Here is a 10,000-nt window from a genome sequence, read left to right as displayed (position 1 = left end):
AACTGGACCATTTTTTTCCGTAACATTAATCGTCTTGATCCCCTTACCTCCACGGCTTTGGATACGATAATCCATAACAGGGGTACGCTTGCCATAACCTTTGGCCGTTACAATCAGGATATCCAGGCTGGTATCCACGATGTCCATACCAATTACAGCATCACTCTCATCAAGGTTGATCCCTTTAACCCCTGTAGCGCTACGGCCCATAGACCGTACATCACTTTCAGGGAAACGGATAGACATGCCTTGTGCTGTACCAATAATCATTTCCTGCTGTCCGTCCGTCAGCTTCACTTCGATCAGGGCGTCATCTTCACGCAAGTTAATGGCAATCAAGCCACCTTTGCGGATATTTGCATAGTCGTCAAGCGGTGTCTTCTTAATAATCCCATGCTGAGTCGCAAAGAAAAGATAGCTATCCTCCACAAATTCCTCGATTGGAATTACCGCATTGATCGACTCACCCTGTTCAATCTGAATCAGGTTAATAATCGGTGTTCCCCGGGCTGTCCGGCTTAGATCAGGAATCTCATAGGCCTTAATTCGATATACCTTACCCTTGTCGGTAAAGAATAACAAATGATGATGTGAATTCGTAATGAACAGATGCTCTACGAAATCCTCATCTTTGGTATCCATACCAACTACACCACGACCACCGCGTTTTTGACTGCGATAGGTGGTAACAGGAAGGCGTTTGATATATCCCGTATGGGTTACAGTAATAATAACATCTTCACGCGGAATGAGATCCTCATCCAGAATACTCTCTTCACCCACTGTAATTTCAGTGCGACGTTCATCAGCGAAACGCCCTTTAAGTTCATTCAGCTCTTCGCTAATGATGTTGAGTACCAGATGCTCGTTCGCCAAAATCTCACGGTATTCCGCAATCTTTTGTATTAGCTCGTTATATTCGTTCTCAATCTTCTCACGTTCCAAACCGGTTAAACGTTGCAGACGCATATCGAGAATAGCCTGAGACTGCTCAAGAGTGAGCGAGAAACGCTCAATCAGTCCTTCACGAGCTGCTTCTGCAGTTTGGGAAGAACGAATCAAGGCAATAACTTCGTCCAGATGGTCAAGAGCAATGCGCAAGCCTTCCAGAATATGTGCTCTAGCTTCGGCCTTCTTCAGATCAAATTCTGTCCGGCGACGAATAACTTCGACCTGATGTTTGAGATAATGATACAAGACATCCTTCAGGTTTAGAATCTTCGGTTCGTTGTTTACAATGGCAAGCATATTAATACCGAAATTCGACTGCATAGCTGTATGTTTAAACAAATTATTCAGAACGACATTCGGGTTCACATCTCTACGCAACTCAATAACGACACGCATACCCGTACGGTCCGATTCATCACGAAGATCCGTAATGCCTTCAATACGTTTGTCACGTACTAATTCGGCAATTTTCTCAACAAGGCGAGCCTTATTCACTTGGTAAGGCAGCTCATGCACGATAATCCGTGCTTTATTGCCGATCTCTTCTATGGTGGTCTTTGCACGCATGGTCACAGATCCGCGGCCCGTCTGATACGCCTGACGGATACCAGAGCGTCCTAAAATATAACCTGCTGTCGGGAAATCCGGTCCTTGAATATAATCCATAAGTTCCATCGGCGTAATGTCAGGGTTTTCGATCAGTGCTTGTACACCATCGATAACCTCTCCCAAGTTATGCGGAGGAATATTGGTAGCCATCCCGACTGCAATCCCGCCGACCCCATTCACCAGCAAGTTAGGATAACGTGCTGGTAATACGACAGGCTCGCTCTCTTCACCATCGTAGTTCGGCATAAAATCAACGGTCTCTTTGTTCAAATCACGTAGCATTTCCATGGCAATCTTGGACAACCGTGCTTCGGTGTAACGCATCGCAGCGGCCATATCTCCATCCACGGAGCCAAAGTTACCGTGTCCATCCACCAACATGTAACGCAAGGAAAAATCCTGCGCCATCCGCACCATCGTATCATATACAGCCGTATCACCATGAGGGTGATATTTACCGATAACTTCGCCGACGATTCTTGCCGATTTTTTGTAAGGCTTATCTGGCGACATGCCTAGCTCGGACATCGCATACAAAATACGACGGTGTACCGGCTTCAGTCCGTCCCGCACATCAGGCAAGGCACGGCTAACAATAATACTCATGGCATAATCCATAAAGGATTCGCGCATTTCCACTCCGATATCCCTATTGATGATTTGCGAGTTATTTTGATCCGCCATGCTGGTCCTCCTTCTTATCCTTCAATACAATGCTCTCTATGTGAAAAGCCTAACAAGATACTGCCTATACACTCCGCTCTCTGCGCAGGATTTTGGCTGAAATCCTCATCTGTATAATTATATTACTTTCACAAAAAGAGCACAATTAAACGCATCTGTCCTCTTTACAGCGTAAATCCCTCGTCATTCTCTTTCTGCCTGTAGCAGATCGCTATTCTCTTGTACAACTCACAAGCCCTGATTATAACAAATTCCCCAGAGCTGGGGATTAGCCCCCACCATAAGGGCCTTTTCCACATACAATACGTATACGGTCAGGGTTCAATTAGCAAAATTCCGAAAAACGCCGTATTTCTCTATTATATCATTGTTTTACGCGCTTGTCCTTTAGTTTCCCTTGTTTTGTTAAAGTGTTGCGGATTCCAAGTACATGACTCATATTTCGAAAAGAAAGGGATGAGATTACTTGTCTATTCAACGAGTATCCAGTAAGTGGACCAAAACAAATGCCATTCTCCCCAATCCGACATTGGCTGCTTATGTACCGGAAACACGGTTGTACACATTTGATCACTTAAACGAAATGTTGGCCGTGTATGGTACTGTCTATATTAAGCCGGATAACGGTACTTATGGAAAAGGGGTTATGCGGGCAGAGAGGCTGACAGAGCCGCTCCCGCCGACAGAAGAAGGAATCATCGAAGAGAGAACTTGGTATGTGCTTCGCTATGAAGTAGACATTTTCACCTTCGAAAGTCTAGAAGATCTGCACAGAGTGGTTTCTTCCCGCATACGAAAACGTCCATATCTGATCCAACGTGGAATTCCACTTCTTCAGCATGAAGAACGCCCCTTCGATCTGAGGGTATTAACCCAGATGAACTTGAGACACCAATGGGAAACAACACTTATTGTAGGACGCGTAGCTGCTCCTGACAAAGTCGTCACCAATCATCACAGCGGTGGGACAACACGCTTTTTCAATGAGCTGGTCGCTCCATATATGGATGTAAAGGAAGCTGTACGACTGGAGCAAAAATTATCGAAAATGGGCGAACGGGTAGCCTGGCAGTTGCAAAAAAAATACCCACGTTTAAGGGAAATCGGATTAGATGTGGGACTGGATCAGCAAAATTATCCGTGGATTCTTGAGGTTAATACGAGACCAGCAATCAAGGTATTCTCTTCCCTTCCAAACAAAAGCCTCTATCATAAAATATTCAGATATGCAGTAGGCTACGGCCGATACTCTCCGTCGACAGGTAAACCCGTGCGCTCTAAGAAAAAAGCCTAAAACAATGAGATTAGATATTCAAATACACCCGGGCTGGTTAATGACAAGAAAAGGGACGCCCATTTGGGCGCCCCTCGTGAACTCTTACAAAATACTACCTAATGAGCATGTAATACAGCCACTAGGAAGGAACGTTACACATTAGAAATCAAGATTTTTCACGTACTTTGCATGCTCTTGGATAAAGTCACGACGAGGTTCTACATTATCACCCATCAAGGTATTGAACAGTGTATCAGCCAGCATCGCGTCACTGACAGTTACCTGAAGCATAGTACGACTCTCAGGGTCCATCGTAGTTTCCCAAAGTTGGGTCGCATTCATCTCACCCAAACCTTTATAGCGCTGTACATTGTACTTCGCGTTTTCTCCAAATTCCCTGATGATCTCATCACGTTCCGCCTCGGAGTTCGCATAACGTACAACTTTGTTACGCTCTACTTTGAATAATGGTGGTTGAGCAATATAAATATAGCCTGCATCAATGATTTTACGCATGTACCGATAGAAGAACGTCAGCAACAACGTACGAATATGGGCGCCGTCGACATCCGCATCTGTCATGATGATGACCTTGTGATAACGGGCTTTGGCGATGTCAAAGTCGTCTCCGATCCCTGTACCCATTGCTGTTACCATCGACCGGATTTCATCACTGGACAAAATACGGTCCAAGCGTGCCTTTTCAACATTCAGGATTTTACCACGAATCGGCAAAATAGCTTGAAAGTGACGATCACGCCCCTGCTTGGCTGATCCCCCTGCGGAGTCACCTTCGACAATGTACAGTTCACTAATCGAAGCATCCTTAGAGGAGCAATCCGCCAACTTGCCTGGGAGCGAACTGATTTCCAGCGCACTTTTGCGACGTGTAAGCTCACGCGCTTTACGCGCTGCTTCCCGGGCACGTGCTGCTTGCAATGATTTATCTACCACGCGGCGGGAAACAGACGGATTTTCCTCTAGGAACTCCTGGAGTTTCTCTGCGAATAAGGATTCGACAATCCCTCGCACCTCACTGTTACCCAGCTTTGTCTTGGTCTGACCCTCAAACTGTGGTTCTGGAATTTTGACGGAGATAATTGCCGTCAATCCTTCACGCACATCGTCACCGGTCAGGTTGGCATTGTTGTCTTTAATCAAGCCATTTTTACGTGCATAATCGTTTATAATCCGGGTTAATGCACTCTTGAAACCTGATTCGTGAGTTCCGCCCTCATGGGTGTTGATGTTGTTGGCAAAAGAATAAATATTTTCGGTATAGCTGTCGTTATATTGCAATGCAACTTCGACTTGAATCATATCCCGCGAGCCTTCGACATAAATCGGCTGTTCATGTAGCGCTTCTCTTTTTTGATTCAAGAATTGCACATATTCACTGATTCCGCCCTCGTAATGGAATGTATCGCTAGCTCCCGTCCGTTCGTCAGTCAAGCTGATTGCAATGCCTTTATTCAGGAAAGCCAACTCACGAATCCGCGTTTGGAGCGTATCATAATCATATACGGTCGTTTCTGTAAAGATTTGATCGTCCGGATAGAAGGTCGTTTGGGTACCCGTCTCGTCTGTATCACCGATGACTCTGACATCATACTGCGGAGCACCACGGTGATATTCCTGCTCATACAGATGTCCGTCTCGTTTAACATGAACAATCATTTTGCTGGAGAGAGCGTTCACTACCGATACCCCAACCCCGTGCAGACCACCGGATACCTTGTACCCTCCGCCTCCGAATTTACCGCCTGCGTGAAGCACAGTCATAACGACTTCCAGCGCAGATTTTTTCATTTTGGCGTGTTCGCTTACTGGAATACCACGTCCATTATCTGTAACGGTAACACTGTTATCTTCGTGAACCACAACTTGAATGCTGTCACAATAACCCGCCAGCGCTTCGTCAATGCTGTTGTCCACAACTTCCCAGACCAGATGATGGAGACCTTTGGCGCTTGTGGAGCCAATATACATCCCGGGACGTTTCCGAACCGCCTCCAGGCCCTCAAGGACCTGAATCTCGCCCGCATCATAAGACGGTTGATTCATAGACATGCCTTTCACCTACTTCTATAGATTCTATGGTTAAGCATTGGCAACAAACTGGTTTGCCCGCTTTTTGAGTGTTGTTGAGGAGATGGGGGAATAATACACCGTATTCTGAGTAACTACGATGGACTTGGCTTCCTCTTCGCCAATCATCTCGACATGCTTTTGCTGTTGGGCATGGTTCACGTATTGCTTGGAGATTTTAGAGGATTTTTCAATCGAGATATCGAAAATAGCCACAAGCTCTGACGAGCGGATGATTTTTTCTCCACCCAGATGAATATACATAGCGGTCACTCACTCCTTAGTGTTCCACATGCCCGTCGTGGACGTGATAAATATTGGCATCCTTGAGTCGTTCTGCGTTCAAAGTCTCAACCCCGGTTGCCGTGATAAAGGTCTGTACTTTGCTTTGGAAGGTCTCGATCAGCTGGGTTTGACGATAGGGATCCAGCTCGGACAAAACATCATCCAGCAGCAAGACAGGATATTCACCAATTTCCTCATGAATTAACTCAATTTCGGCCAACTTCAAGGACAGGGCCGTCGTCCGCTGCTGCCCCTGAGAGCCATACGTATGCACTTCTCTGCCGTTAATGGCAAAGGCTAAATCATCACGATGGGGTCCCGCCAAAGTCATGCCACGGCGGATTTCCTGTTCCCTCATTTGGGATAACTTTATCATAAATCGCTCCAATAAGACAGCTTCATCTTCTTCCTCTGGCTCACTGAAGGAGGGAACATAGGTTAATTTTAACTCTTCCGTCCCACCTGCGATCCCTTCATGAATAGCTTGAGCCCACTTTTGTAGCTTTGTTATAAATTGTTTCCGCTTTTTAACAATTTTAACACCATGCTCAACAAGTTGCTCATTCCATACCTCCAGCATCAGCTGCACTGACGCCATATCCTTACCCCAAGCTTGCTTGAGCAGGTTATTTCGCTGAACCAATACTTTCTGGTATTGCTGCAAATGATACAGATAGCCTGGCGCAACCTGGCCGATTTCCATGTCAAGAAACCGGCGGCGAACCCCCGGTGTTCCTTTCACAATTTCCAGATCCTCAGGTGCAAACATGACCACATTTAACGAACCGATAAAATCGCTCAATTTACGCTGCTCCAGTCCGTTGATCTTTGCTTTTTTGCCTTGTGTGGATAACGCGAGATCCAGTCTGATTTTCCCGTATTTTTTATCCACATCTGCGGCTAGGTGAGTGGAAGTAGCCCCGAAAGAGATTAACTCCTTGTCGCGGGACGTTCGATGACTTTTGGTTAAAGCTAGTACAAAAATCGCCTCTACCAGATTCGTTTTGCCCTGCGCATTTTGTCCGATCAGCAAATTAACGGGACCAAATTCATTCAGTTCCAGCTGCTCATAGTTCCGGTACTGCTGCAAAACAATGTTGTTCACAAACACATAGGGTCCCCCTTGTTACTCCGTACCTAAAAGGAGTCCTTGCCACCCAGGCGATCATGCTCCTGCTGTAACCTCGAAACTTCCGTTGTCCTCTACTTCTACGGTATCACCTGGGTACAGTTTTCTTCCACGACGTTCTTCCGGTTCACCATTCACACGGACTTGTCCCTCTTGCAGCAGGGCTTTAGCCATGCCTCCTGTGGATACACAATCGGCTAATTTTAAAAATTGATCGAGCTTGATGTATTCGGTCTGTATAGATATTGGTTTCAAGGCTTGTTCATCCTTTCGGTTGTCCTCAGGTGGGTTAACGCTAGACATCAGTTGGTTGTGCGATATGGCAGGATGATATATAGCGCATTGCTGGAATCTGCCGGTTTTAAAATAATGGGACTCATAATGCCGGTAAAAGCAATCGTCAGCTGCTCGCTGTCAATCACCTTCAGCACGTCAAGCATGTATTTGGAGTTGAACGAAATTTTGAGCGGCTCCCCCTCAAATTTGGACACCGTTACTTCCTCACGCACTTTGCCAAGCTCAGAGGAACTAGAGGAAATTTCCAAACCGCCATTTTCCAGCGACTGCATTTTTACGATATTCGTTTTTTCCTCACGGGACAGCAAATAAGCACGGTCAATTGACTCACTTAAACTTTTTGTATCCACAATCAGTTCTGTTTTGTAGGAGGTCGGAATAATTCTAGAAGTATCAGGATAGGTGCCGTCCAAGATGCGGGAATAAAATAGCACCCGATCTACTTTGAATAATACCTGATTGTCCGCTACTACGATATCCACAAGCATATTTTGGTCTGGAATAATTCTGCTCAGCTCATTCAGCGTTTTGCCCGCAATGACAACATTGCTAAAGCGCAAGCCTTCAGACGTCTCCAAATGAGCGCTGCGGGTGGCAAGGCGGTGGCGGTCCGTTGCCACAAACTTCAGTTCCCCCTCAGCCAGATTCCACAACACGCCGGTTAAAATCGGTGTCGTTTCGTGGGTGGAAATGGAGAACACCGTCTGTTTAATCATATTTTTAAGTAAATCTCCTGGCACAGAGATGACTTGATTTTCTTCAATGTTGGGAAGCACCGGGAATTCTTCAGGATCTAAGCCAACAATCTGAATTTCAGTTGCACCGGACGAGATAAAGGTTTGGAATTGGTCTTTTACCTCCATACGAATCTCCTGCGAAGGCAACTTTTTGATAATTTCGACAAAGAATTTGGCAGGCAGCACCACACTACCGGGTTGTTCAACCTGAACGACAGTTTGGTCACCATCCTCCATCGGAATAAAGGATTGAATCGAGATGTCTGTATCGCTGGCGGTCAGCGTTACTCCCTGGTGATTCACATCCAGCTTAATACCACTCAGAATTGGAATCGTAGTTCGACTTGATATCGCTTTGGATACATGTTGTATAGCCTCGTTCAAAACGTTTTTCAGAATGCTGATCTTCATAAGTTCCTCCTACGGGTTTTAATCCTTCAAGCACGCGTTGACGCGGGCCTTATTTAGGTGATGTATATCTTTAAAATATATTAGTAATAGTAATAGGCGCACTGAATATGTGGATAAGTCACTGTAACCCTAATAAAATCAAGCCTATCCACATGTGTATAAATTGTGTATAGGCTCTGAACTTGTTCAGGTTGGATTTTTGATTTTTTCTATTAGGTTGTTGATAACTTTAAACAGATCCTGATCCACTTGAATGGATTTGGAGATTTTTTCGTGCGCATGAATGACAGTCGTATGATCACGCCCACCGAAAGCTTCACCGATTTTTGGCAAAGAATAATCGGTTAACTCACGAGACAGGTACATGGCAATCTGTCGTGGAAAAGCTACAGCCTTCGTCCGTTTACGCGCTTTAAAATCCTCCAGCCGTAAATTGTAAAATTCCCCGACTTGGTGCTGTATATCCTGGATCGTGATCATTTTTGGTCGACTGGACGGGATAATATCCTTCAGCGCCTCAGCCGCGAGATGACTTGATACATCCTGATTGGTTAAGGAGGAATAAGCGACAACGCGAATAAGCGCCCCTTCTAGCTCACGGATGTTTGTATCGATTTGATTAGCGATATACATCATGGCTTCATTGGGAATATCCAGGTTTTCTGCCCGCGCCTTTTTACGAAGAATAGCAATTCTCGTTTCCAGATCCGGCGGTTGGATATCCGTTATGAGTCCCCACTCGAAGCGAGAGCGTAGCCGTTCTTCCAGCGTTGGAATCTCTTTAGGTGGCCGATCGCTTGAGATTATAATCTGCTTGCGTTCCTCATGAAGCGCGTTGAACGTGTGGAAAAATTCCTCCTGCGTCGATTCCTTACCCGCAATGAATTGAATATCGTCAATGAGCAGAATATCAATGTTGCGATATTTATTCCGAAAACTTTCCCCGCGGTTGTCCCGGATAGCATTAATGAATTCATTCGTAAACTTCTCCGACGATAAATAAACGACCTTGCTGGCCGGATTGTGCTCCAAAATATAGTGTCCGATAGCGTGCATCAGATGCGTTTTTCCCAGCCCTACACCACCGTATAAAAACAGCGGATTGTAAGCTTTGGCCGGCGCCTCGGCGACGGCCAGCGATGCCGCATGGGCAAAACGGTTCCCCGATCCGATGACGAATGTATCGAATGTATATTTGGGATTCAGCATATGGGACACAGCTTCTTCATGAACGACCGGCTGCTGCTGAGGTTGTTGCTGAAGGTCGACCTCGGCGGGCTTGTTCTCTTCAATAACGAACTTGACCTCTAGCTGTTTGCCCAAAATCTCATAAACCGTTGCTCCGACTAGCTTGGTATAGCGGCTTTCAAGCCATTCCACGGCAAAAGTTGTCGGTGCAGAAATCACAATGGAGTGGTCATTTAGTTTCGCTGCCTTGGTAGCCTTAAACCAAGTGTCGTAACTCGGCTTACTCAGCTTGGTTTGTATGATGGATAGAATTTGCTGCCATAGTTCAGAGGTATGGCTGTCCAC

The 10,000-nt window shown here is 45.8% G+C and carries 8 protein-coding genes (1 of these 8 cut by a window edge); 1 reads left to right on the top strand and 7 read right to left on the bottom strand.

Features of this window, described 5'->3' with window-relative positions; all coding sequences use genetic code 11:
* Positions 1-2,244, bottom strand: the 5' portion of a protein-coding gene (gyrA, locus tag NSQ57_RS00040; RefSeq protein WP_342425483.1) for a DNA gyrase subunit A. Its footprint begins 321 nt before the window's first position; only the first 2,244 of its 2,565 coding nucleotides appear in the window; the start codon lies at positions 2,242-2,244; its stop codon lies off the left edge, out of view.
* Positions 2,245-2,710: 466 nt separating this feature from the next.
* Between gyrA and NSQ57_RS00035 the strand changes: the two genes are divergently transcribed.
* Positions 2,711-3,538, top strand: coding sequence for a YheC/YheD family protein (locus tag NSQ57_RS00035; protein ID WP_029518980.1), 828 nt, complete (start codon positions 2,711-2,713; stop codon positions 3,536-3,538).
* A gap of 141 nt (positions 3,539-3,679) precedes the next feature.
* Here the strand turns inward: NSQ57_RS00035 and gyrB are convergent, their stop codons facing one another.
* The 6 genes from gyrB to dnaA form a co-directional block, all read right to left on the bottom strand.
* Positions 3,680-5,590: a DNA topoisomerase (ATP-hydrolyzing) subunit B gene (gyrB, locus tag NSQ57_RS00030; RefSeq protein WP_013308100.1), complete on the bottom strand. Its 1,911-nt coding sequence runs from the start codon at positions 5,588-5,590 to the stop codon at positions 3,680-3,682.
* 30 nt (positions 5,591-5,620) lie between these two features.
* Positions 5,621-5,872 (bottom strand): extracellular matrix/biofilm biosynthesis regulator RemA family protein, encoded by a 252-nt coding sequence (locus NSQ57_RS00025; protein ID WP_007433255.1) that lies wholly within the window; start codon positions 5,870-5,872, stop codon positions 5,621-5,623.
* A 16-nt stretch (positions 5,873-5,888) separates the two neighbouring features.
* Positions 5,889-7,004, bottom strand: coding sequence for a DNA replication/repair protein RecF (gene recF, locus NSQ57_RS00020; RefSeq protein WP_013308098.1), 1,116 nt, complete (start codon positions 7,002-7,004; stop codon positions 5,889-5,891).
* 54 nt (positions 7,005-7,058) lie between these two features.
* The gene (gene yaaA, locus NSQ57_RS00015; RefSeq protein ID WP_029518979.1) at positions 7,059-7,277 is read right to left on the bottom strand and encodes a S4 domain-containing protein YaaA; all 219 of its coding nucleotides are present in this window, start codon (positions 7,275-7,277) and stop codon (positions 7,059-7,061) included.
* 47 nt (positions 7,278-7,324) lie between these two features.
* The gene (dnaN, locus tag NSQ57_RS00010) at positions 7,325-8,467 is read right to left on the bottom strand and encodes a DNA polymerase III subunit beta (RefSeq protein WP_029518977.1); all 1,143 of its coding nucleotides are present in this window, start codon (positions 8,465-8,467) and stop codon (positions 7,325-7,327) included.
* Between the two features lie 186 nt (positions 8,468-8,653).
* The gene (gene dnaA, locus NSQ57_RS00005; protein WP_029518975.1) at positions 8,654-10,000 is read right to left on the bottom strand and encodes a chromosomal replication initiator protein DnaA; all 1,347 of its coding nucleotides are present in this window, start codon (positions 9,998-10,000) and stop codon (positions 8,654-8,656) included.

The organism is Paenibacillus sp. FSL L8-0502, assembly GCF_038593055.1.
Classification (GTDB): Bacteria; Bacillota; Bacilli; order Paenibacillales; family Paenibacillaceae; genus Paenibacillus; species Paenibacillus polymyxa_D.
This window is presented reverse-complemented; position numbering and strand designations above follow the sequence as displayed.